At 61.3% G+C, this 20,608-nt stretch carries 19 protein-coding genes and 1 pseudogene; 12 read left to right on the forward strand and 8 right to left on the reverse strand.

All coding sequences use genetic code 11. The features are described 5' to 3' along the window. Positions 1 to 168: 168 nt before the first annotated feature. Together brnQ and AB4O05_RS13420 are read left to right on the forward strand one after the other, a co-directional pair. The gene (gene brnQ / locus AB4O05_RS13415; protein ID WP_460137094.1) at positions 169 to 1,482 is read left to right on the forward strand and encodes a branched-chain amino acid transport system II carrier protein; all 1,314 of its coding nucleotides are present in this window, start codon (positions 169 to 171) and stop codon (positions 1,480 to 1,482) included. Between the two features lie 160 nt (positions 1,483 to 1,642). After that, positions 1,643 to 2,380, forward strand: coding sequence for a DUF599 domain-containing protein (locus AB4O05_RS13420; protein ID WP_460137093.1), 738 nt, complete (start codon positions 1,643 to 1,645; stop codon positions 2,378 to 2,380). Positions 2,381 to 2,483: 103 nt separating this feature from the next. Here AB4O05_RS13420 and AB4O05_RS13425 read toward each other — a convergent pair whose 3' ends face one another. Beyond that, positions 2,484 to 2,735 (reverse strand): hypothetical protein, encoded by a 252-nt coding sequence (locus AB4O05_RS13425; RefSeq protein WP_460137092.1) that lies wholly within the window; start codon positions 2,733 to 2,735, stop codon positions 2,484 to 2,486. 158 nt (positions 2,736 to 2,893) lie between these two features. Between AB4O05_RS13425 and AB4O05_RS13430 the strand changes: the two genes are divergently transcribed. From AB4O05_RS13430 to AB4O05_RS13445, 4 genes are all read left to right on the forward strand, one after another. Then, a complete protein-coding gene (locus AB4O05_RS13430) occupies positions 2,894 to 3,370 on the forward strand; it encodes a PaaI family thioesterase (protein WP_460137091.1) in 477 nt (158 codons plus the stop codon). Continuing rightward, positions 3,367 to 3,819 (forward strand): PaaI family thioesterase, encoded by a 453-nt coding sequence (locus AB4O05_RS13435; protein WP_460137090.1) that lies wholly within the window; start codon positions 3,367 to 3,369, stop codon positions 3,817 to 3,819. Before AB4O05_RS13430 ends, AB4O05_RS13435 begins: the two co-directional genes overlap by 4 nt. Positions 3,820 to 3,908: 89 nt before the next feature. Next, positions 3,909 to 5,813, forward strand: coding sequence for a molecular chaperone HtpG (gene htpG / locus AB4O05_RS13440; protein ID WP_460137089.1), 1,905 nt, complete (start codon positions 3,909 to 3,911; stop codon positions 5,811 to 5,813). Positions 5,814 to 5,992: 179 nt separating this feature from the next. Next, positions 5,993 to 6,721, forward strand: a complete 729-nt coding sequence (locus AB4O05_RS13445; protein ID WP_460137088.1) for a dienelactone hydrolase family protein — start codon at positions 5,993 to 5,995, stop codon at positions 6,719 to 6,721. Positions 6,722 to 6,767: 46 nt separating this feature from the next. On the opposite strand, the gene AB4O05_RS13450 is transcribed toward AB4O05_RS13445, so the two are convergent. Both AB4O05_RS13450 and AB4O05_RS13455 read right to left on the reverse strand, forming a co-directional pair. Continuing rightward, positions 6,768 to 7,634 carry a pirin family protein gene (locus AB4O05_RS13450; RefSeq protein WP_460164891.1) on the reverse strand — a complete coding sequence of 289 codons (867 nt, stop codon included), beginning with the start codon at positions 7,632 to 7,634 and terminating at the stop codon, positions 6,768 to 6,770. 64 nt (positions 7,635 to 7,698) lie between these two features. Further along, the gene (locus AB4O05_RS13455) at positions 7,699 to 8,115 is read right to left on the reverse strand and encodes an OsmC family protein (protein WP_460137087.1); all 417 of its coding nucleotides are present in this window, start codon (positions 8,113 to 8,115) and stop codon (positions 7,699 to 7,701) included. A 140-nt stretch (positions 8,116 to 8,255) separates the two neighbouring features. On the opposite strand from AB4O05_RS13455, the pseudogene AB4O05_RS13460 reads away from it, so the two are divergent. Next, positions 8,256 to 9,279, forward strand: a pseudogene (locus tag AB4O05_RS13460) (amidohydrolase family protein). Between the two features lie 149 nt (positions 9,280 to 9,428). Here AB4O05_RS13460 and fabB read toward each other — a convergent pair. The 5 genes from fabB to AB4O05_RS13485 all read right to left on the reverse strand — a co-directional run bounded on the left by fabB (position 9,429) and on the right by AB4O05_RS13485 (position 16,372). Next, positions 9,429 to 10,649: a beta-ketoacyl-ACP synthase I gene (gene fabB / locus AB4O05_RS13465; protein ID WP_460137086.1), complete on the reverse strand. Its 1,221-nt coding sequence runs from the start codon at positions 10,647 to 10,649 to the stop codon at positions 9,429 to 9,431. Positions 10,650 to 10,660: 11 nt separating this feature from the next. Beyond that, a complete protein-coding gene (fabA, locus tag AB4O05_RS13470) occupies positions 10,661 to 11,176 on the reverse strand; it encodes a 3-hydroxyacyl-[acyl-carrier-protein] dehydratase FabA (protein ID WP_010211704.1) in 516 nt (171 codons plus the stop codon). A 249-nt stretch (positions 11,177 to 11,425) separates the two neighbouring features. Continuing rightward, positions 11,426 to 13,327, reverse strand: coding sequence for an ATP-binding protein (locus AB4O05_RS13475; RefSeq protein WP_460137085.1), 1,902 nt, complete (start codon positions 13,325 to 13,327; stop codon positions 11,426 to 11,428). Then, complete coding sequence (locus tag AB4O05_RS13480; RefSeq protein ID WP_460137084.1) at positions 13,324 to 14,250, reverse strand: ABC transporter substrate-binding protein; 927 nt, start codon at positions 14,248 to 14,250, stop codon at positions 13,324 to 13,326. Before AB4O05_RS13480 ends, AB4O05_RS13475 begins: the two co-directional genes overlap by 4 nt. Position 14,251: 1 nt before the next feature. Next, a complete protein-coding gene (locus AB4O05_RS13485; RefSeq protein WP_460164892.1) occupies positions 14,252 to 16,372 on the reverse strand; it encodes a TonB-dependent receptor plug domain-containing protein in 2,121 nt (706 codons plus the stop codon). A 195-nt stretch (positions 16,373 to 16,567) separates the two neighbouring features. Here AB4O05_RS13485 and AB4O05_RS13490 point away from each other — a divergent pair, with 195 nt between their 5' ends. The 5 genes from AB4O05_RS13490 to AB4O05_RS13510 all read left to right on the forward strand — a co-directional run bounded on the left by AB4O05_RS13490 (position 16,568) and on the right by AB4O05_RS13510 (position 20,607). Next, complete coding sequence (locus AB4O05_RS13490; protein ID WP_460137082.1) at positions 16,568 to 17,593, forward strand: NAD(P)H-dependent glycerol-3-phosphate dehydrogenase; 1,026 nt, start codon at positions 16,568 to 16,570, stop codon at positions 17,591 to 17,593. A gap of 10 nt (positions 17,594 to 17,603) precedes the next feature. Further along, entirely contained in the window at positions 17,604 to 17,951 is a 348-nt protein-coding gene (locus tag AB4O05_RS13495) for a DUF4389 domain-containing protein (RefSeq protein WP_460137081.1), read from the forward strand. Then, entirely contained in the window at positions 17,948 to 18,397 is a 450-nt protein-coding gene (gene sixA / locus AB4O05_RS13500; RefSeq protein ID WP_460137080.1) for a phosphohistidine phosphatase SixA, read from the forward strand. The genes AB4O05_RS13495 and sixA overlap by 4 nt, the downstream gene beginning before the upstream one ends. A gap of 85 nt (positions 18,398 to 18,482) precedes the next feature. Further along, positions 18,483 to 20,132 carry an AMP-binding protein gene (locus AB4O05_RS13505; RefSeq protein WP_460137079.1) on the forward strand — a complete coding sequence of 550 codons (1,650 nt, stop codon included), beginning with the start codon at positions 18,483 to 18,485 and terminating at the stop codon, positions 20,130 to 20,132. A 31-nt stretch (positions 20,133 to 20,163) separates the two neighbouring features. Further along, positions 20,164 to 20,607 carry a hotdog fold thioesterase gene (locus AB4O05_RS13510; RefSeq protein WP_460137078.1) on the forward strand — a complete coding sequence of 148 codons (444 nt, stop codon included), beginning with the start codon at positions 20,164 to 20,166 and terminating at the stop codon, positions 20,605 to 20,607. Position 20,608: the final 1 nt, after the last annotated feature.

Here is a 20,608-nt window from a genome sequence, read left to right on the forward strand (position 1 = left end):
GTGCGTTTGTCGGCTCAATTCTGTACCCTAGCCGCCTCTTTATGTGCCCGCATCCCAAAAGGACGCTGCGCGCCAGACTGGTCGGTCACCACAATGGCCGGCAGTATTTCCCTCATCCATAGGGAATCCCTCTCTAAATTCCGATTCAGTAGTGTGGTATTTCCTCAAATGAAAGTGTTGAAAAGCCAGGACATCCTGGCGTTGGGCTTTATGACTTTTGCCCTGTTCGTGGGCGCTGGCAACATCATCTTCCCGCCTATCGTCGGTTTACAGTCCGGGCCTCACGTCTGGATGGCGGCGCTGGGTTTCCTGATCACCGCGGTGGGTTTGCCGGTGGTCACCGTGATCGCCCTGGCCAAGGTTGGCGGCGGGATGGACGCGTTGAGTAGCCCGATCGGCAAGATCGCCGGTGGCCTGCTCGCGGCGGCGGCATATCTGGCGGTAGGGCCGCTGTTCGCTACCCCGCGTACCGCGACCGTATCCTTTGAAGTGGGCCTGGCGCCGCTGACTGGCGAAAGCCCGCTGGCGCTGTTCCTCTATAGCTCGGTGTACTTCCTGGTGGTGTTCTTTGTCTCGCTGTACCCAGGGCGATTGCTGGACACCGTAGGACGTTTCCTTGCGCCATTGAAGATCATCGCGCTGGCGATCCTCGGCATCGCCGCCTTTGCCTTGCCGGCCGGTGAAGTGGGTGTCGCGACCCCGGAATACGTGGCTGCGCCGTTCTCCCAAGGCTTCATCAATGGTTACCTGACCATGGATACCCTGGGCGCCCTGGTGTTCGGCATCGTGATCGTCAACGCTATTCGTTCCCGTGGCGTCGAGTCGCCCAAGCTGATCACACGCTACGCGATCATTGCCGGGCTGATTGCCGGTGTCGGCCTGGCGCTGGTGTATGTCAGCCTGTTCCGGCTCGGTTCGGGCAGCCATGCGGTGGCCGCCGGTGCCGCCAACGGCGCCGCCGTGTTGCACGCCTACGTGCAACACACCTTCGGTTCCCTGGGCAGCGGCTTCCTGGCTGTGCTGATCTCCCTGGCATGCCTGGTGACCGCCGTGGGCCTGACCTGCGCCTGCGCCGAGTACTTCAGCCGCATCCTGCCGCTGTCCTATAAGGCCCTGGTGGTGATTCTGGCGCTGTTCTCGCTGTTCGTGTCCAACCTGGGCCTGACCAAGCTGATTGCGTTCTCGATCCCGGTGCTCACCGCGATCTACCCGCCCTGCATCGTGCTGGTGGCCCTGAGCTTCTGCAAAGACTTCTGGCAGGAACAGGGCCGTATCGTCGGCCCGGTGATGCTGGTGTCGTTCATCTTTGGTTGCATCGATGCGCTCAAGGGCGCAGGCCTGGCGGATTGGTTGCCGTCGCAGCTGGCGAATCTGCCGCTGAGTGAGCAGGGTCTGGCCTGGTTGGTGCCGTCGGTGATGACCCTGGTGGTGGCGGTGGTGATTGACCGTATGCTTGGCAAACGCAGCGAAGCTATCGCTTAAGACACCTGCCAAGCACTACCGTAATGCCTCGTATCAATAGATACGGGGCATTTTTTATGCTTAATAGACTACGACCTTCTAAAGTTGGAACTCGGTAGGTGTGGGAGCAAACCCACATTTGAACCACGTATGCCGCACCACCTCTTGCCATAGGACCCGCATGTCGTTCATTGAAACCAATCAGATCCACCTGCTTGCCGCCCTCTGGTTCGTCTTGTGCTGGGGCGGTTACACCCGTTATGCCACTTGGAGAGCCCGGGACACCGCGTGTCTGGCCAGTGTGCTGCACCTGTACCGCGAAGACTGGATGCGTCGCATGCTGATGCGGGACAACCGTATCGCCGATGCCAGCGTGATCGGCAACCTGGAGCGCAATGCCTCGTTCTTCGCCTCCAGCACCTTGATCATCCTCGCCGGCATTCTCACCGTGCTCGGAGCGTCCGAGCGGGCGGTGTCGTTGCTGGCGGACATTCCCATGGTGCAGCAGGCTTCCCAGGGCATGTCGGAAATCAAGCTGTTGTGCCTGGCGCTGGTGTTTGTCTACGCCTTCTTCACCTTCAGCTGGTGCATGCGCCAATACAACTTTGCAGCGGTGCTGGTGGGTTCGGCGCCGATGATCGGTGAGCGGCATGTGTCGGAGCAGGAGCGCAAGGCCTTTGCGCTGCGCGCTGCGCGCGTGATTTCGATGGCCGCCAACCAGTTCAACTTTGGTCTGCGCGCTTATTACTTCGGCATGACCATGCTGGCGTGGTTTGTCAGCCCTTGGTTGTTCATGTTGATGAGCGCTGGGGTGGTGTTCGTGCTGTACCGCCGGGAGTTTCATTCCGACGTCCTGCAAGTGATGGTGTATACACCGACGGAGATGTCGGCACCGGACACCGTCAAAGAGGCGGCCTAGTCCACGTCGCATATTAATACGGCGAATAAAAACAGCAGACAAAGTAAAGCCCGCTATCTAAGCGGGCTTTCTTTTTGCAGCTAAGCTAATTCAAGCCGTGGTCTCAAGAACCGGTGGCTGGTGTGGCAGGTGCTGCTTCTTTTGCGGCGGCTTCGTTCGATTCAGCCTGAGCTTTGGCAGCATCGGCGTTTTCTTTCGCAGCGTCGTTCACTTTATCCTGAGCCTTCGCCATGTCTTGCTGAGCTTGCTCGGAGTGGGAGGCTGCGTCTTGGGCTTTGTCCTCGGATTTCTTGTCGCAGGCAGCGAGACCGAGGGCAGCGGCCAGCATCATGGAAATAGCTAAAGTCTTGCGCATGGGGTGTTTCTCCTTATTGAAGATATCTACTGGCCTTTCGAGCCTGGAGGTTCAGCATTAGTTCCTTTTATTACGCAGATATATAAACAACACGCTTCGAGGAACTTTCACCCGCACTGCCTACTCCGCGGATCAACACTAATAAGAGTCTAGACCCGATGACCGAAAATTCACTGCTGGCGCGTGCCACGCGCTTTGTGTCGGCCCTGCGCCATTGCCAGGTACTTGGCATTACCGTGCACGGGGCGAGCGAGGAGGGCATGACGCTGGTGCTGCCCTATGCCTCGGCGATCGTGGGGGACCCGCTGACCGGCGTGATCCACGGTGGAGCATTAACGTCACTGATGGACACGGCCTGCGGTATGGCCACGTTGTGTGTGTTGCCCGAATTCGAGGTGTGCCCGACCCTCGACCTGCGTATCGACTACATGCATCCCGCCGAGCCGCACAAACCGGTCTACGGCTTTGCGCAATGCTACCGAGTGACCACTGACGTGATCTTCACCCGTGGCGTCGCCTATCAGGACGACCCGCAACAACCTATTGCCCATGTAGTGGGCACGTTCATGCGCATGGGCAAGCGGCTCAAAGGAACGCAAGGGCTGGGCGGCACCATAAAGGGAGAGCAGGCATGATGCACCGATTCAAGACGCGCCTGGAGCAGGCCCATGAGCGCGGCAACTACGAGACGCTGCTGGAGTTGGTCCCCTACGCCAAGCTGATTGGCATCGAATGCACCCGCCTGGGGGATGAGCTGCTGTTTCGCCTGCCCGCCAACAAGGACAACATTGGTAACCCCATATTGCCGGCGCTGCACGGCGGGGTGATTGCCGGCTTTATGGAGCTGTCGGCGGCGTTGCACCTGCTGGTGTTCACCGGCGCGCCGGGCCTGCCGAAAATTATCGACTTTTCCCTGGATTACCTGCGGGCCGGGCAGTTTCGTGACACCTATGCCAGGTGCCAGGTGTGGCGCCAGGGCCGCCGGGTGGCGAATGTGGCGATCACCGCCTGGCAGAGCACTCCGGCCGAGCCGATTGCCACGGCGCGCGCGCATTTCAAGATCGAGGAATCAAGCTGCCCTTGAAATTCTGGCGTTAGACCCCAACTTTGATGACAACCCGCCGCCAACCCTCACGGGCGCGGCTACTGCCATCCACTTGGAGTTTGATGACCATGAGTGTGGAAACTCAAAAGGAAACCCTGGGCTTCCAGACCGAGGTGAAGCAACTGCTGCACCTCATGATCCATTCGCTGTATTCCAACAAGGAAATCTTCCTTCGCGAATTGATCTCGAACGCCTCCGACGCTGTCGACAAATTACGTTTTGAAGCCCTGTCCAAGCCTGAGTGGCTGGAAGGTGGCACGGAACTGAAAATCCGTGTGAGCTTCGACAAGGATGCCAAGACCGTCACCATCGAAGACAACGGTATCGGCATGAGCCGTGACGATGCGATCACCCACTTGGGGACCATCGCCAAATCCGGCACCGCTGACTTCATGAAAAACCTGTCGGGCGACCAGAAAAAAGACTCGCATCTGATCGGCCAGTTCGGCGTGGGCTTCTACTCGGCCTTCATCGTCGCCGACAAGGTTGAAGTGTTCAGCCGTCGCGCCGGCCTGGACGCCAGCGAAGGCGTGCACTGGGCCTCCAAAGGCGAGGGCGAGTTCGAAATCGCCACCCTCGATAAGGCTGACCGCGGTACCCGTATCGTGCTGCACCTGAAATCCGGTGAAGACGAGTTTGCCGATGGCTGGCGCCTGCGCAACATCATCAAGAAATATTCCGACCACATCGCGCTGCCGATCGAGTTGCCTAAAGAACAGGCCGCGACCGAAGGCGAAGAAGCGCCAGCCGTTGAATGGGAAACCGTCAACCGCGCCAGTGCCTTGTGGACCCGTCCGCGTACCGAGATCAAGGACGAGGAATACCAGGAGTTCTACAAGCACATCGGTCACGACTACGAAAACCCGCTGAGCTGGAGCCACAACAAGGTCGAAGGCAAGCTGGAATACAGCTCGCTGCTCTTCGTACCGGCCCGTGCGCCGTTCGACCTGTACCAGCGTGAAGCGCCAAAAGGCCTGAAGCTCTACGTACAGCGCGTGTTCGTCATGGACCAGGCGGAATCCTTCCTGCCGCTGTACCTGCGCTTTATCAAGGGTGTGGTCGACTCCAACGACCTGTCGCTGAACGTGTCGCGGGAAATCCTGCAGAAAGACCCGATCATCGACTCCATGAAGTCTGCGCTGACCAAGCGTGTACTCGACATGCTGGAAAAACTGGCGAAAAACGAGCCTGAGCAATACAAAGGCTTCTGGAAAAACTTCGGCCAGGTCATGAAAGAAGGCCCGGCGGAAGATTTTGCCAACAAGGAAAAAATCGCCGGCCTGCTGCGTTTTGCCTCGACTCAGGGCGACGACGGCGAGCAAGTGGTGTCGCTGGCCGAATACCTGGCGCGCGCCAAGGAAGGTCAGGACAAGATCTACTACCTCACCGGCGAAACCTACGCCCAGGTCAAGAACAGCCCGCACCTGGAGGTCTTCCGCAAGAAAGGCATCGAAGTGCTGCTGCTGACCGACCGTATCGATGAGTGGCTGATGAGCTACCTCAACGAATTCGACGGCAAGTCCTTTGTCGATGTGGCCCGTGGCGACCTGGACCTGGGTAACCTGGACTCCGAAGAGGACAAAAAAGCCGCTGAAGAGGTGGCCAAGTCCAAAGAAGGCCTGGTTGAGCGGATCAAGGCGTCCCTGGGCGATGCCGTCAGCGAAGTGCGGGTTTCGCACCGTCTGACCGACTCCCCGGCGATCCTGGCCATCGGCGAGCAGGATCTGGGCATGCAGATGCGCCAGATTCTCGAAGCCAGCGGTCAGAAGGTGCCGGATTCCAAGCCGATCTTCGAATTCAACCCGGCTCACCCGTTGATCGAGAAGCTCGACGGCGAGCAGAGCGAAGAGCGTTTTGGCGACCTGTCGCACATCCTCTTCGACCAGGCGGCGTTGGCCGCCGGCGACAGCCTCAAAGACCCGGCCGCTTATGTGCGCCGACTGAACAAGCTGTTGGTTGAATTGTCGGTTTAATACCGTTGTAGAAAAACCCGCTTCGGCGGGTTTTTTCGTTTGTAGGAGCGAGCTTGCTCGCGAAAAACCTGCGGGCGGCGCTGGGTGTCAGGTTGCCCGCGTGATCGTTGAGGTTCTTCGCGAGCAAGCTCGCTCCTACAGCCCATTTCCATTCTAGTGATCTTCAACTGGAGAGAATGATGAGCCAAGTCACTGTGCGTTCCGTGGTCTATCAGATTGATGGCCAGCCCTATGAGAGTCGCCTGGCGTTCGATGCGAGCCACAAAGGCCCCTTGCCGGGGCTGCTGATGGCGCCGAACTGGATGGGGGTGAGTGCGGGTGCCGAAGAAATCGCCAAGGCGGTTGCCGGTAAAGGCTACGTGGTGCTGATCGCCGACCTCTACGGGCAAACCGTGCGTCCGACGAATGGCGATGAAGCCGGTGCGGCGATGATGCCGTTGAAGAATGACCGCGTGCTATTGAACAAGCGCATGCAGGTGGCCCTCGAGCAACTGCAAGGCCAGACTGAAGCGGCTATTGACACGTCCAGGCTGGCGACCTTCGGCTTCTGCTTTGGCGGTTGCTGCTCCCTGGAGCTGGCCCGTACGGGCGCGCCGTTGAAGGCTGCCATATCGTTCCACGGCACCCTCGACACACCTGACCCGGCGCATGCCAGGAACATCAAGGGGGCGGTGCTGGTGCTGCATGGCGCCTCCGACCCGTTGGTGCCGAAGGAGCAACTGCCAGCCTTCGAAGACGAAATGAACGCGGCCGGTGTGGATTGGCAACTGCTGAGCTACGGCGGCGCGGTGCATTCCTTCACCGACCCGGACGCCAATGTGCCGGGCAAGATGATGTACGACGCGAAGACCGCTGCACGGGCTTTCCAGTCGATGCATAACTTGCTGGATGAAGTGTTCAAAGGCTAAGTCTTTAGTGCCTGTTCCGGCCTCATCGGGGGCTTGCCCCCGATAGCTATCTCACAGGCAACTCAATTCTTTCAGTTTCACCCGGCACCGTCGGCCAATCCCCTGCCGCCCACCGTTGCCTGGCCTGCTCGATCTTCAGCGGATCGCTCGCGACAAAATTCCAATTGATCCGCCGTGGCCCATCCAGCGGTGCTCCGCCAAATACCACAAAGTGGCAATCGCTCTCGGCGAACAGGGTCATTGCCTGCCCGGCCGGCAATACTACCAGGCTATGTGCCTCAAGCCGCTCACCCTCCAGCTGTGCTTCACCCTCCAGCACATACACCGCACGTTCCTCGTGCTCGTCAGGAATCAGCAAGGTCGTGGCCGTTTGCATCTGTACATTTGCATACAACGTGGGCGACAGCACCGGTACCGGCGATTTGAGGCAGAAGCCACTGCCGGCGATCAGGCGAATCCGGACACCCAGGTTGTCGCTCACCGGCAGGCTCGCCGCCGGGTGATGGCTGTAGTGCCCCGGGCCGGTTTCATGATCCTTGGGCGAGGCCAGCCATACCTGCAGCCCATGCAGGCTGAAACCACTGGCCTTGAGCGCCTCGGGCGTGCGTTCGACGTGGGCAATCGCGCTGCCGGCGGTCATCCAGCTCACATCGCCGGCCGCTACCTCCTGGTCGGAACCCAGGCTGTCCTTGTGCTGTAGCGTGCCTTCGAACAGGTAGGTCAGGGTAGACAGGCCGATATGCGGGTGCTGGCGGACATTCATGCCGCTGCCCGGCGCGTAGCGGGTGTGCAGCATATGGTCGAAGAACACGAAAGGCCCGACGGCGCGGCATTCCCGCGACGGCAGCGGGCGCAGGATGGGCTGGCCCTCGACATCTTCAAGGCGAGGGTGGATCACGGTGAGGTGGGTCATGGGTGCGTCCCAGTCTGAGCGGGTTGAAGGTGCTGAGCATAACCCGCTCGATGGGAGGTTGCCGCTATTGGCTGAAGGGGCCTTCGGACAGCTTCGTTTCAATATTGATCTTGGTGGCGGTCATCAGCTTGTGCACCGGGCACTTGTCTGCCACGCGATGCAGTTCATCGCGCTGCGCGTCGGTGAGCACGCCCTTGAGGGTCAGCTTGACGCTGAGTGTGTACTTGCCGTGTTTTTCTTCAGTGTCGTCGTGGGTCACTTCCACCGTCACGCCGGTGAGCGGGATGTCCTTTTTCTGCGCATACAGCCTGACGGTCAGGGCCTTGCACGATGCCAGCGCGGCATCGAAGTAATCGTGGGGGGAGGGCGCCGAATCGTCACCGCCCAGGCTCTTGGGCAGGTCGGTAAACAGCTCGTGATGATTGATATTGACGCTGTGGCGAAAGTTTTCAGCGTTCAGCGTATTGACGGTAACAGACATGGCAAACCTCACAGGATGACAGGATGAAGGTCATGCAGTTATAGAGCATGCGGGTACCTGGGCGTTCCACGTTTTTTCCGCGATGAACCCCGATGCGGGAGGTAGGGTCTACCCGTATTAGCCCTTATCGAGGTTGTACCGTGCCCTGGACCCGCCTGAGTCTCGCCCTGTTGCTTGCCGCCAGCAGCCTTGCCGTGCAGGCCCGCGACTACGCCTACAGCGATGCGCACCTGCATTATGTGGATTTCTTCCAGGAAACGGCGGGCATGGACAAGCTGCTCAAGGCCATGAAGGACAATCGCATTGAGCACGTGATGATTTCCGGTATCCCCGTCGCGAAAAAATGGCACGAAGATGAGCCCAAGCGCCCGCGCTACTACGCCGGCGACGACGCCGATGCCTATTGGTACAGCGCGACCGATGTGATTGTCGCGGCGGCGGTGAACAAGCTCGCGCCCGAACAGCGCCGGCATTTTCATCCGTTCTTGAGTGGCTTCAACCCCAACGACAAGAATTCTGCGGCCCACATCCAGCGCATGCTCGATCTCAACCCTGGGCTGTGGCAGGGCATCGGCGAAGTCTTCACGCGCCACGACGACCTCACGGCGCTGACCTCGGGTGACACGCCACGCGCCAATAACGAAGCCATGACGCGTATTTATCACCTGGCCGCAGAAAACGACCTGCCCGTGATGCTGCACTCCAACATCACCTCCAAGCGCGAGCGCAATCCGTTGTACCTGGCGGAAGTGGAAGAGTCGCTGCGCAACCATCCACACACGCTTTATCTGGGCCCATGCCGGTACCAGTAAGGAGATTCACCGTCATCAGGTGCAGATGGACTTCTTGCTGCCCACCTTGAACCGCCTGCTCGAGGCTTACCCCAATTTATACATAGACCTGTCCTGGAGCATGCTCACGCCATATCTGCTCGACGAGGCGGGTCAGCCTCGGCCGGAGTGGGTAAAGCTGGTGGAGCGCTTCCCTGAGCGGTTTATGCTGGGCTCGGACGTAGTAGGACGTTTCAATAAACTGGGTAAGGAAATGCGCCGCTTTGACCCCTTTCTGAATGCCTTGTCTGAGGACGTGGCTCGCAAAGTGGCGCGCGATAACTTCCTGGCCATTCTGCCTAAAGCGGCATCGGTTGGCGTTGGATCTGAATAGGCGGGTGGCGCGGTTTTTGGGGGGCTGGGAATCGCGTGGGCCCATTCGCGAGCAAGCCCGCTCCCACACTTGACCGCATTCCTTCAGGAAGTACACGGTCAAATGTGGGAGCGGGCTTGCTCGTGAAGCAGGCGCCTCGGTGGCGGGGCTTACTTACCTTGCCAGCGTTTCAGCACCAGGGTGGCGTTGGTGCCACCGAAGCCGAAGCTGTTGCTCATTACGGTGTCGACTTTGACGTTTTCAACGGTCTTGGTCAGGATCGGCATATCGGCGACGACCGGGTCGATCTCTTCGATATTGGCCGAGCCGGCCATGAAGTTGCCTTCCATCATCAGCAGGCAGTAGATCGCTTCGTGAACGCCAGCGGCGCCCAGGGAGTGACCGGACAGGCTCTTGGTGGAGCTGATTTTCGGAGCCTTGTCGCCGAATACCGCACGCACGCCTTCCATTTCCTTGGCGTCGCCGACCGGAGTCGAGGTGCCGTGGGTGTTCAGGTAGTCGATCGGGGTATCCACGGTGGACATGGCCATCTGCATGCAGCGGATGGCGCCTTCGCCGCTTGGCGCAACCATGTCGTAGCCATCGGAAGTGGCGCCGTAGCCGACGATTTCCGCGTAGATCTTCGCGCCACGGGCCAGGGCGTGTTCCAGCTCCTCGACCACTACCATGCCGCCGCCGCCGGCGATGACGAAACCGTCACGCTTGGCGTCGTAGGCGCGGGAGGCCTTTTCCGGGGTGTCGTTGTACTGGGTGGACAGTGCGCCCATGGCGTCGAACAGGAACGACTGGCTCCAATGTTCTTCTTCGCCGCCGCCGGCGAACACGATGTCCTGTTTGCCCAGTTGGATCTGCTCAACGGCGGTACCAATGCAGTGAGCACTGGTGGCGCATGCGGAGGAGATCGAGTAGTTCACGCCCTTGATCTGGAATGGCGTGGCCAGGCAGGCCGAAACGGTGCTGCCCATGGTCCGCGTAACACGGTACGGGCCAACGCGCTTCACGCCTTTTTCGCGCAGGATGTCCAGCGCTTCCATCTGGTTCAGGGTAGAGGCGCCGCCGGAGCCGGCGATCAGGCCGGTGCGCACGTTCGATACCTGGTCTTCGCTCAGGCCGGAGTCGGCGATTGCGTCTTTCATGGCCAGGTAGGCATAGGCGGCAGCGTGGCCGACGAAGCGATAGATCTTGCGATCGATCAGTTCTTCGAGGGGCAGGTCGATGGAGCCGGAAACCTGGCTACGCAGACCCATTTCGGCATAGTCCGGGTTGAAGCGGATGCCAGGGCGACTTGCACGCAGGTTAGCGGTGACGGTCTCTTTGTCATTGCCCAGGCAAGAAACGATGCCCAGACCAGTGATAACGACGCGGCGCATGCGGATAACCCTTAAAAGTTGTCAGTGGAAGTGAATACGCCGACCCGAAGGCCTTCGGCAGTATAGATCTCGCGACCGTCGACGCTCACCGAACCATCGGCGATGGCCAGGTTCAGCTTGCCCTTGAGGACGCGCTTGATTTGAATGTTGTAGGTGACCTTCTTGGCGGTCGGCAGGACCTGGCCAAAGAATTTCACTTCGCCCGAACCCAAGGCGCGGCCGCGGCCCGGCAGACCTTGCCAGCCGAGGAAGAAACCGACCAACTGCCACATGGCGTCGAGGCCCAGGCATCCAGGCATCACGGGGTCGCCTTCGAAGTGGCAGGCGAAGAACCAGAGGTCCGGGGTGATATCCAGCTCGGCGACCAATTCACCTTTGCCGTACTTGCCACCCTCTTCGCTGATATGGGTGATGCGATCCACCATCAGCATGTTCGGGGCGGGCAGTTGCGCGTTACCTGGGCCGAACAGCTCACCGCGACTGCAGCGCAGCAGATCTTCCCGAGTAAAGGCGTTTTGTTTGGTCATGCGAGCTCCTCAATAATCCCATGCGGCAGGGTAGGGCAAATCTTCCCGAACCGAATGAAGCGTTCATGCCTCATGTCGGCAGCCTACACATAGACTATTGCGTTGTAGTGAAAGTCACAGCGTCAAGGTACTGAATGTACACGTGTTCACTGAAATTTTAAACCGGGCCTGTTCAGGGACCCGTTTGGGTGCCTAAGACTGCCGCACTTTCGTCTTTCACGCCAGTCGCAGTTGGCAGATGGCCCCGCGCTACTGCACCCAACGCTGCAGGATTTGCTGCAAGTCTGTGCGTTTGAATGGTTTAGCCAGGTAATCGTTCATTCCTGCTGCAAGACACGCTTCGCGGTCGCCCTGCAAAGCATTGGCGGTCAGGGCGATGATCGGCAGATCGGCGCAGCCGGGCAGCTGGCGGATCTGACGGGTGGCTTCATAGCCGTCGATCAGCGGCAGCCGGCAATCCATCAGGATCGCGGTGAAAATCAGGCTCTCGGCGCTGTGGATCGCTTCAACGCCGTCGGTGGCCAGGCTCACTTCAAAGCCCAGGCTGCGCAGCATGGCTTCGACCACGGTACGGTTGACCGGGTTGTCTTCCACCAGCAACACATGGCGGCCCTCACCGGCGCGGCCCTTGCCTTCGGTGTTCAGGTTGAGCGCCGGCTGGCTGTGCTGGTCAATGGCCAGCGGGATTTCCAGGGTAAACACCGAGCCACGGCCTTCTTCGCTCTGGGCGCGCAGGGTGCCGCCCATGCGTTCGGCCAGGGTGCGGGCAATCGGCAGGCCCAGGCCGGTACCGCCGTAACGTCTTGAAATGGAGCTGTCGGCTTGCTGGAAGGCATCGAACATCAGTTCCAGGCGCTCGGCGGAAATGCCGATGCCACTGTCGCGCACGGTGCAGGTGAACCACACCAGTTCATGGTCAAGGGGCTGCCAGTGGGGCTCGATACTGACGGTGCCGTGCTCGGTGAACTTGAGCGCATTGCCGATCAGGTTCACCAGGATCTGCCTGATGCGCGTCGGGTCGCCCCGTACCTGCAGCGCTTCCATGCCCGGCGGGATCGGCAGGTTGAGCGCCAGCCCGCGTTGCTGGGCGCTGTGCTGGAAGGCCTGGGCGCAGCTGGTGATCAGGTCGGCCAGGTTGAACGGAATATGCTCCAGCTCCAGGGCCGCGCGTTCGATGCGCGAGAAGTCGAGGATGTCGTTGATCACCTTGAGCAAGTGCTCGGTGGACTCGGAGGCCAGCGCCGCGTATTCGCTCTGCTCCTCGGTCATCTCGGTGGTTTCCAACAGTTGCAGCATCCCTAGCACGCCATTCATCGGTGTACGCAGTTCGTGGCTCATCATGGCCAGGAAATCCGACTTGGCGTTGTTGGCGCGCTCGGCCTCTTCGCGGGTCTGGATCAGCTGGGCGATGGCCTGCTGCTGTTCACGGCTGGCCTGGTTGAGGCCCTCGGCCAGATTGTTGATATGCCGCGAAAGGTCACCCAGTTCCGAGTCATCCACGATCGGCAGCGGCGTCTTGTAGTCGCCTTGCTGGATGGCCTTGACCGCATGGCCCATGGCGCTGATCGGTTGCGACAGGCTCGCGGCCAGGCGCCGGGCGAGCAGGAAGGTAAACAGCAGGGCGAACAAGGCGAGGATGCCGGCTTTGAACAGGATCTCCTGCTGGCGCTGGCTGAAGGCGTCGTTGGACATGCCGACGATTACCCGGCCCAGGTAATCGGCGCGCGGTGCCTTGGGTTCGTCGAGGTTGTCCTGGAAGAAATCATTGCCCAGCTGGATGTGCTGCAAGCGAATCGGCGCCTGGAACACTTTGACCGACAGCGAGCGATCGTGTTTTTCCGACGGTTGTTCAACGTACACCAGGATGTTCTCGTTGTTGTCCTGGATCTCCAGAAAGCGCACATGAGGCGTGGCCAGCGTGGCGCGCAGCAGGCTTTCAAGCACGTCGTTGTTGCCGGAAATCACCCCGTATTCGGTGGCGGGTGCCAGTTGGTTGGCGATCAACTGACCGGTGTGATCCAGTTCCTGGCGCAGGTCCTGAATACGCACGAAGGTAAAGAAGCTGATCAGCAGCAACGTCAGCAACAGCGCGGGGCCCAGGGTGATGAGTTGGGTGCGGGTGTTGATGTCCCAGCGACGGCGCAAGGTCATAGGCGCTTTTCTCCTTCGGCCAGTCGGGCGGCGACGCCGGTTTCGTCTACCTGCTCGATCCCCAGTGAGCGTGCGACTTGCGGGTTGCCCAGGACTTTGAAGTGGTCCGGGTACAGCGTGCGCGGCCAACTCGCCGGCGGATGGTCCAGCAGGCGTTTGAGTACCGCCAGCCAGTCAGCCTGGTCGCTGTAGGTGCTGGCCAGGCTGCCGGCGCGTACAAATCCGGCATTGGGGCCCACCAGTGGCAATTGCTGGGCGTAGCTGCTCAGCAGCAGGTTCTTCGCGGTCTTGGGGTTATACAACTGCGGGTCGTCCAGGCCGAGTAACACGTCACTGTTCCTGAACAGGCTTTGCAGCGGGCGGCTGTCGCTGGTGTTGTCCCAACGCTGCGGCACGATCTCCAGCTCCAGTGTGCGCGCATAGCGACGCAACTCGGGCAGCAGGAATTCACTTTCGTCGCCGTACAGCACGCCAATGCGCCGTGCCTGCGGCAGGATGCTGGTGATCAGGTGCAGTTGCCGCGCGAGCGGTGGGTCGCTCCAGAGCAGGCTGAGCCGTGCGTGCTGCATGGCCCCCTGGTGCTGATGGGCTTGCAGCCGGCTGATGCGCAGCACCAGGGTCGATGGGCCCTGGGCGTCTTGCAGGCGCCAATCGAGGGCGGGCAGGTCGAGCAGGATCAGGCGCGTGCCGGCGGGCAGGCGATTGGGCGCCGGCAGGTCGCCCAGGGGGGTGAAGGTGACGCGGTCTTCGGGGCGTTGCCGGGCCAGGGCCTGGGTAAAAGACTGCACCCCGGCACTGTCTTCGGCGGCTGTCAGCAGGATCTCGGCGCTCCACGCCGGTGCCGCCAGCAGCAGGCAGGCCAGCAGCAGGCCGCGGCGCCAAAGCGTGTAGATAATGCGGGTCATCCTTGACGAGTCGCCCATGTCAGAACTCTAACTCCGCACTGAAGTAGAGCACGTGGCGCTGGTCATAATTGTTATCGGCCCATGTGGTGGGCTGGTTATCGAGGCGTTGCTGCAGCATGCCGGCCAGCTCCACATTGGTTTTGCCCAGGGCAATACGCTTGGCCACCCGCAGGTCGACCCGTTCGAAGCGATAGTCGTTGAGTGCGTCGTCGCCATAGTAGAACAGTGCGCTGGACCAGCCCTGGCCCCATTCTCGCAACCAGCCGGCCGAGCCACTGTTGCGCGCGGTCTGCGCTTTGTCCAGTGGGTTGCTGGTGGTGGCGTCGACGTAAGCATAGGTCAGGCGCAGGCGGTCGGCGTTGCTCACCCGCCAGTCGAACTGCGTTTCGGCACCGGTAAACCGTGAGCTGTTGGCGTTGCTGGCAATGTACTGGTTATTGCGCAACGGCGAACTGATCATATCGGTGATTTCATCATGGAACAGCTTCACGTCCACGTTCAGTCCGATGTCGGCAAAGAACCCGTTGTAGCCCAGTTCCCGCGAGCGCATCAGCTCTTTGTCGAGGTTGCCCGGGCCGCGTGTCTTCACGAAGTACTGCCCGGAGCTCTGCCCGTAGGCCGCAGGGGTGAGGTTGGTGACGCGGTAGCTCCAGTTGACGTTGTTCTCGAACATGTCCGGCGAGCGGATGGCCTCGGAGTACACCGCGCGCAAGCCGTGGCGCGGGTTGATCAGGTAGTTGACCGCCACCCGTGGCGTCAGCGAGTGGCCGCTCAGGTGGGTGTCTTCATACATCGCGCCGCCTTGCAGCAACCAATGCTCGCTGGCACGCCATTCCAGCTGGCCGAACAGACGCCAGGTGGTGTCGTCCAGGGTACCGTTGAAGTAGGTGTCGGAATCGGCACGGTCGTAGCGGTAGTTCATGCCGCTGACCAGGCGCAGGCTGTCGGACAGGCTGAGGGTATCCTGGAGCTCCAGGTCGTAGCGGCTTTCGCGGGTACTCTGGTCGATGTCGCCGCACACGCTCTGGTTGGCGCCGTTGCGCCATTGAGTCAGCACCTGCTCGGCCAGGGCTTGCTCGGCAGCGCTGCCCGGTGGCGCCGAGCCTTGGCTGTAGGTGTCCATATGCCGGGCGAGCAACTCGGCGTAGTTGGGGTTGAGCTGCCACAACTGCGTCAGCTCGGGGCTGAACGAAACCTCGGCGTCGCAGGCTTTCCAGATTTGCCGGCGGTCCCACCGCTGGGCGGAGCCCTGGATATACAGGCTGTGTTCGGGATTGAAATCGAAGTTCCAACGCAGGGAAGCGGCGTAGTCCTTGGCTACGACGTCGGAGTTGTTGCCGCCTTCGGTAATTTCGGCAAACACCGGGCGGTAGGTATACGGACGCTGGTTGGTGCCCTCTTTGGCGTCCAGTTGCCAGTCGATGCTCTGCTGCGCATTCAAGGTCTGGCTCACCGCCAGGCTGAAGCGGTTGAGGCGGCGGCTGTCGCGGCGGTCGGCGCCGGCGGCATCGCTGTCAAAACCATCGTCCTGTTGCCCGGACAGCGACAAACGCAGATCGCCGGTTTCCCAGCCCACGCCCTGGCTGGCATAGAAGTCGTTGATCCCGCGTTCGCCACGAACGACTTTCACCCGTGAACCATGGCTGTTGGCCGGTGAGCGGGTCAGGATATTGACCACCGCCATCAAGGCATTGGCGCCGTAGCTGACGGTATTGGGGCCGCGGAAGACCTCGATGCGCTCGATGTCTTCCATGGCCACCGGAATGTCGCTCCAGTCCACCGTGGCCAGGCCCGCGCGGTACACCGAGCGGCCGTCGATCAGCACTTGCATGCGCCGAGCATCGCTGGCGCTGGTGCCGTGGTAGTTCACCGACGCCTGGTTGCCGGTGGTGTAGCCGACCATCATGCCCGGCACCAGGCGCAGCAGTTCGCTGATGTCGCGCGCGCCACTGGCCTTGATCAACTCGCGGTCGATCACCGTCATGCTGCCGGGCACCGCGGCGGCCGATTGCTTGAGGCGCGTGGCGGTCAAGACCTGCGGCAGCGGCTGGCTGTCGAGGAACAAATCATCGGCCAGCGTCGTGCCACTGCACAGCAGCATCAATAACAGAGATGAGCGAGGAGGGGGGCCCAGATGCACGGAACGGCCTTGTTCATGACGGATAGCCGCCCATGTTAACCGAGGCCGGGCCATTTGCCAGTCGTCGCTCTTGCATTTACTTCACACAAACATGGCATTTTCCGACAGGCGCACGAATTGACACAGGGGCTGGCCGCAATCGGGTCGGCCCGTATAATGCCGCCATCGCCACTGGTATGGATTAACGGATTGCATATGACTGAACAGCGCCCTATTGCGGTCCTGGGAGGCGGAAGTTTTGGGACCGCCGTGGCTAACCTGCTGGCCGAGAACGGTCACCCGGTGCGCCAGTGGATGCGTGACCCCGAGCAGGCCGAAGCTATCCGCGTGCATCGGGAAAACCCCCGCTACCTTAAAGGTATCAAGATTCATCCGGCGGTCGAACCGGTGACCGACCTGCTGGCCACCTTGACCGACTGCGACCTGTGCTTTGTCGCACTGCCGTCCAGCGCATTGCGCTCGGTGCTGGCGCCTCACGCGCAACGTCTGGCGAACAAAATGCTGGTCAGCCTGACCAAGGGCATCGAGGCGCAGAGTTTCAAGCTGATGAGCGAGATCCTCGAAGAGATCGCGCCCCACGCGCGCATCGGGGTGCTGTCCGGGCCGAACCTGGCGCGGGAAGTGGCCGAGCACGCGCTGACCGCCACCGTGATCGCCAGTGAAGATGAAGCGCTGTGCGAACGGGTCCAGGCGGTGCTGCATGGTCGCACCTTCCGTGTGTACGCCAGTGGCGATCGCTATGGGGTCGAGCTGGGCGGTGCGCTGAAAAACGTCTACGCGATCATCGCCGGCATGGCGGTGGCTCTGGGCATGGGCGAGAACACCAAGAGCATGCTGATTACCCGTGCACTGGCGGAAATGACCCGTTTTGCAGTGAACCAGGGCGCCAACCCGATGACCTTCCTGGGGCTGGCGGGGGTGGGGGACCTGATCGTCACCTGCTCGTCACCGAAAAGCCGCAACTATCAGGTGGGATTTGCCCTGGGCCAGGGCTTGAGCCTGGAAGACGCCGTCACGCGCCTGGGCGAAGTGGCCGAAGGGGTCAACACCCTCAAGGTACTCAAGGCCAAGGCTCAGGAAGTCGGCGTGTATATGCCGCTGGTCGCCGGGTTGCACGCGATCCTGTTTGAAGGGCGCACCTTGAATCAGGTCATTGAGTTATTGATGCGCGCCGAGCCGAAAACCGATGTCGACTTTATTTCCACCAGTGGTTTCAACTGAGGAACGCGTCATGAACGACCCGAAAACAGCCCCCAAGTACGAATCCATTGCCCTGCGCATCCTGTGGATGCTGGTGTTTGCCCTGGTGTGGCAAGTGGCGCAGTTCCTGCTCGGCGCGCTGGTGGTGGTGCAACTGATTTATCGCCTGGTCTACGGCGCGCCGAACCTGGGCTTGATGAATGTCGGCGACAGCCTCAGCCAGTTCCTTGCGCAGATCGGCCGCTTCGGCAGTTTCCACAGCGAGCAGAAACCTTGGCCGTTCGCCGATTGGCCGACGCCACGCGCGCCCGACGGCGAAGCCGCTCACAGCGTGCCGCCAGCGCCGCACCCGGTGCGTGATGAGGAGCCGAAGCTATGAAGGTGTGGGTTTTGCGCCACGGTGAGGCTGAAGGCCATGCCCGCACCGACGCCGAGCGCAACCTGACCGAGCATGGTCGCGCCGAAGTGTTGCGCAGCGCTGCGCACCTGATCGGCCAACCTCTCGGCGCCATCATCGCCAGCCCGTATGCGCGCGCGCAGCAAACCGCGCAACTGGTGCGGCAGGCATTGGCGTTTGCGCCGGATATCCGCACCGTGCCGTGGTTGACGCCCGACGGCAACCCGCTGACGGTGCTGTCGAAGCTCGACACCGATGACAATGTGCTGCTGGTCAGCCATCAGCCATTGGTCGGCAGCTTGATCAGCGTCCTGCAGTACGGGCACTCGCGCCAGCCGCAGCCGATGCACACCGCCAGCCTGGCGGAGTTGGAGGGCGACTTTCCGCTGGCCGGGTTGATGAGCCTGCTCAGTGTGAAGAATCCGTAGGTCATACGGCGCCTTTGTGTGTGCTATATAGTCAACCAAGCAAGTGCTTGGTTGGCTATCGTCGGACCACAAAGGAGCGCGTCCCATGCCTGTCGCTTTTCGTTTGCCGTTGCAGGCCTTCTTCGAACGTGAAGCGCGACACCCGCGCCAGACTTTTCTGGTACAGCCCGTGGGTGGGGGCGAGGTGCAGTGCCTTACCTGGGCCGACGTAGCGCATCAGGCTCGCTGCGCCGCGTATTGGCTGCGCGCCAGGGGGTTGCCCCAGGGTTCGCCTATTGGCCTGATCTCAAAAAACTGCGCGCACTGGATCATTGCCGACCTGGCGATCTGGATGGCCGGGCATGTCTCGGTGCCGCTGTACCCCAACCTCACTGCCGACTCTGTCGCCCATGTGTTGACCCACTCCGAGGCGGCGCTGGTCTTCGTCGGCAAGCTCGATGACTGGCCAGCCATGGCCCAGGGGGTACCGGCTGGCGTGCCGACCATCAGCCTGCCGTTGTGCCCGGCCGGCGCGTTCGATTTCAGGTGGGCCGACCTGCAAGCCTGCCCGCCGATCCAGGATGACCCCGCACCCGCCGCCGAGACACTCGCCACCCTCATCTACACCTCCGGCACCACCGGTTTGCCCAAGGGCGTGATGCACAGCTTCGGCACCCTGGGTTTTGCCGCCACGCGCGGCACTGAGCTATTTGGCCTGGGGGAGAGCGACCGATTGCTGTCATACCTGCCGCTGTGCCATGTGGCGGAGCGGATGTTTGTGGAGATGGCCGCGATCTACACCGGGCAAACCGTGTTTTTCGCCGAGAGCCTCGACACCTTCCTGGCGGACTTGCGCAGGGCGCGGCCGACAGCATTGTTCGGCGTACCGCGTATCTGGACCAAGTTCCAATTGGGCGTGTATGCCAAGATCCCGCAGCAGCGCCTCGATACCCTGCTGCGCCTGCCGTTCATTGGCAGGCGCGTCGGCCAGAAGGTGCTCGCCGGCCTGGGGCTGGACGCGCTGCGTGTTGCGCTCTGCGGCGCGGCGCCCGTGCCCGAAGCCTTGTTGCGCTGGTATCAACGCCTGGGCCTGGATGTGCTGGAGGTGTATGGCATGACCGAGAGTTGCGGCTACTCCCATGTGTGTCGTCCTGGCGAGCAAAAAATCGGTTGGATCGGCCTGCCGTGCCCGGGCGTCGAGGTGCGTATCGACCCTCTGGGCGAAGTGCAGGTGCGCAGTGGTGCGACCATGCTCGGCTATTTCAAAGACCCGGAAAAAACTGCCGAGACCCTGACGGCCGATGGTTTTCTGCGCACCGGCGACAAAGGCGAGCAGGGCGCCGATGGGCGTTTGCGCCTGACCGGGCGCCTCAAGGAAATCTTCAAGACCAGTAAAGGCAAGTACGTGGCTCCGGCGCCGATTGAAAACCGCCTGGCCGAGCATGCATGTATCGAACAGGTGTGTGTGGTCGGCGATGGCCTGGCCGCACCGATGGGGCTGCTCGTGCTGTCGGCGGCGGTCCAGGACCGGCAGGCGCTGCTTGGCGACCTGGAGCGCTGGCTGGAGCGGGTCAACCAGACGCTGGACAAACACGAGCGTGTGCACCGCCTGGTGGTGGTGAAAGACAACTGGGGGGTGGACAACGGCTTTCTCACCCCGACCTTGAAGATCAGGCGCAACGTGATCGAGTCGACCTATGGCGCACGGTTTCAATCCTGGAGCGAGCGTTCGGAGACAGTTGTGTGGCAGGATTAGGGTCATCATAAAACCCACAAAGGACAACGGCATGAGCCTGTGGCGCAACCAACCGAATATCGAGCAACTCAACGCCAGCCAGAAAAACACCATAGGTGAACTGCTGGATATTCGTTTTGAGAGCTTTGACGACGAGTCCCTGACCGCCAGCATGGTGGTCGACCATCGCACCCACCAGCCCTACGGCCTGTTGCACGGTGGCGCGTCCGTGGTGCTGGCGGAAAGCGTGGGCTCCATGGCGGCATACCTGTGTATCGATGCCAGCAAGTTCTATTGCGTGGGCCTGGAGGTCAACGCCAACCACCTGCGCGGTGTCCGCAGCGGGCGCGTAACGGCGGTGGCCAGGGCGATCCATATCGGTCGCACTACCCAGGTGTGGGACATTCGCCTGACCACCGAGGATGGCAAGGCCAGCTGCATCTCGCGCCTGACCATGGCCGTGGTGCCCCTGGGCGAGACCCCGCCGGTGCGATAGG

This window comes from Pseudomonas sp. S1_G07 (assembly GCF_054668565.1).

Bases quoted from the DNA above. Each gene is read 5' to 3' on its own strand.
- brnQ (WP_460137094.1), top strand. From the start codon at position 169: ATGAAAGTGTTGAAAAGCCAGGACATCCTGGCGTTGGGCTTTATGACT.
- AB4O05_RS13420 (WP_460137093.1), top strand. From the start codon at position 1,643: ATGTCGTTCATTGAAACCAATCAGATCCACCTGCTTGCCGCCCTCTGG.
- AB4O05_RS13425 (WP_460137092.1), bottom strand. From the start codon at position 2,735: ATGCGCAAGACTTTAGCTATTTCCATGATGCTGGCCGCTGCCCTCGGT.
- AB4O05_RS13430 (WP_460137091.1), top strand. From the start codon at position 2,894: ATGACCGAAAATTCACTGCTGGCGCGTGCCACGCGCTTTGTGTCGGCC.
- AB4O05_RS13435 (WP_460137090.1), top strand. From the start codon at position 3,367: ATGATGCACCGATTCAAGACGCGCCTGGAGCAGGCCCATGAGCGCGGC.
- htpG (WP_460137089.1), top strand. From the start codon at position 3,909: ATGAGTGTGGAAACTCAAAAGGAAACCCTGGGCTTCCAGACCGAGGTG.
- AB4O05_RS13445 (WP_460137088.1), top strand. From the start codon at position 5,993: ATGAGCCAAGTCACTGTGCGTTCCGTGGTCTATCAGATTGATGGCCAG.
- AB4O05_RS13450 (WP_460164891.1), bottom strand. From the start codon at position 7,634: ATGACCCACCTCACCGTGATCCACCCTCGCCTTGAAGATGTCGAGGGC.
- AB4O05_RS13455 (WP_460137087.1), bottom strand. From the start codon at position 8,115: ATGTCTGTTACCGTCAATACGCTGAACGCTGAAAACTTTCGCCACAGC.
- fabB (WP_460137086.1), bottom strand. From the start codon at position 10,649: ATGCGCCGCGTCGTTATCACTGGTCTGGGCATCGTTTCTTGCCTGGGC.
- fabA (WP_010211704.1), bottom strand. From the start codon at position 11,176: ATGACCAAACAAAACGCCTTTACTCGGGAAGATCTGCTGCGCTGCAGT.
- AB4O05_RS13475 (WP_460137085.1), bottom strand. From the start codon at position 13,327: ATGACCTTGCGCCGTCGCTGGGACATCAACACCCGCACCCAACTCATC.
- AB4O05_RS13480 (WP_460137084.1), bottom strand. From the start codon at position 14,250: ATGGGCGACTCGTCAAGGATGACCCGCATTATCTACACGCTTTGGCGC.
- AB4O05_RS13490 (WP_460137082.1), top strand. From the start codon at position 16,568: ATGACTGAACAGCGCCCTATTGCGGTCCTGGGAGGCGGAAGTTTTGGG.
- AB4O05_RS13495 (WP_460137081.1), top strand. From the start codon at position 17,604: ATGAACGACCCGAAAACAGCCCCCAAGTACGAATCCATTGCCCTGCGC.
- sixA (WP_460137080.1), top strand. From the start codon at position 17,948: ATGAAGGTGTGGGTTTTGCGCCACGGTGAGGCTGAAGGCCATGCCCGC.
- AB4O05_RS13505 (WP_460137079.1), top strand. From the start codon at position 18,483: ATGCCTGTCGCTTTTCGTTTGCCGTTGCAGGCCTTCTTCGAACGTGAA.
- AB4O05_RS13510 (WP_460137078.1), top strand. From the start codon at position 20,164: ATGAGCCTGTGGCGCAACCAACCGAATATCGAGCAACTCAACGCCAGC.